Here is a 1,140-nt window from a genome sequence, read left to right as displayed (position 1 = left end):
GTTTAATAAAGTTGTTGTAATAGAAATGATAATCTTAACAGTAAAAAGGAGATAAAATGGAGAAAATAAAGGCTTGGGCGAAGAATTTAAAGCGACAAATATTCATTCTTTATTTTGCTTATAAAGATGAAAGAGTACCTTGGTATGCTAAGGTATTTACAGCTTGTGTTGTAGCATATGCGTTCAGCCCTATTGACTTAATACCCGACTTCATACCGATTCTTGGTTATTTAGACGATGTAATTATTGTTCCGTTGGGAATTATGTTTGCATTAAAGATGATACCCAAAAGTGTAATATCTGACTGTGAAGTTAAAGCAGAGGAAATAATGAAAAACGGTAAGCCGAAGAATTGGATAGTTGGTTCACTAATAGTTTTGATTTGGAGCTTAATTATCTTATGGCTTATTATAAAGGCTTATCAGTTCTTCAACTAATGGGTAGCGATTGTTCGATAAGAACAGTCGCTTCTTGCACTAACGTCGCAGTATAGTTTAATAACACATAGGTTAAGGATATATGAATGAGGTGATAACTTGGAGTTCTATAAAGGTGAAGGTGAATTTTGGGATGAAGGCGAAAAACCTATATTGGATTTAGATACTAGAATTGCTGAGGAAAAGTTAGATGTTAAACTTCCTCTGTCATATATAAAATTACTAAAAGAACATAAAGGTGGTACTTTAAAATATCCAAACATTTTTATTGAGGAAAACGATAAGGAACAATTTACAATTCCAGAGATATACGGAATTGATTTTGAAGGCGAACAAAATGGTGTAGGTATCCTTGCTTCTAAGTATTGGATTAATAAGATTGGTTTACCTGAACCTATAATAATTCCATGGGGTGATTATCATAGTTGGATTGCTTTAAACTATGAGGAAAATACTGAAAATCCCTCAGTAGTTTACTTTTACGAGGATTACTTATCGGACAATGAGAAATGGAAACAAATAAAAATAGCAAATGATTTTGATGCTTTTTAAGAAAACTATCTCGTGGTTCTATTTTAGACCCTAAAAGATTAAAACCAAGTTACGGGAGAAAGAAAAAGTAAATGAATTTTGTTCAACTAACGGGGGCATTAGTTAAAGAAGAATTAAGTGATTTTAGGTTTGAGAACTTCTTATAGTTATT

Annotated in this window: 2 protein-coding genes; both read left to right on the top strand. The window is 31.9% G+C overall.

The genetic code is table 11. From position 1 onward, the window contains the following. Positions 1-56: 56 nt before the first annotated feature. Positions 57-437 carry a YkvA family protein gene (locus V7068_RS22210; protein WP_499714593.1) on the top strand — a complete coding sequence of 127 codons (381 nt, stop codon included), beginning with the start codon at positions 57-59 and terminating at the stop codon, positions 435-437. Positions 438-536: 99 nt separating this feature from the next. After that, positions 537-989: an SMI1/KNR4 family protein gene (locus tag V7068_RS22205; protein WP_499714592.1), complete on the top strand. Its 453-nt coding sequence runs from the start codon at positions 537-539 to the stop codon at positions 987-989. The last annotated feature ends 151 nt before the right edge of the window (positions 990-1,140 follow it).

Source organism: Bacillus sp. JJ634 (assembly GCF_036962285.1).
GTDB lineage: Bacteria > Bacillota > Bacilli > Bacillales > DSM-1321 > Peribacillus > Peribacillus asahii_A.
The sequence above is the reverse complement of the archived record's forward strand: the minus strand, read 5'-3'. Positions and strand labels throughout refer to the sequence as shown.

Coding starts and splice junctions, on each gene's coding strand:
- V7068_RS22210 (WP_499714593.1), top strand. CDS start 57: ATGGAGAAAATAAAGGCTTGGGCGAAGAATTTAAAGCGACAAATATTC.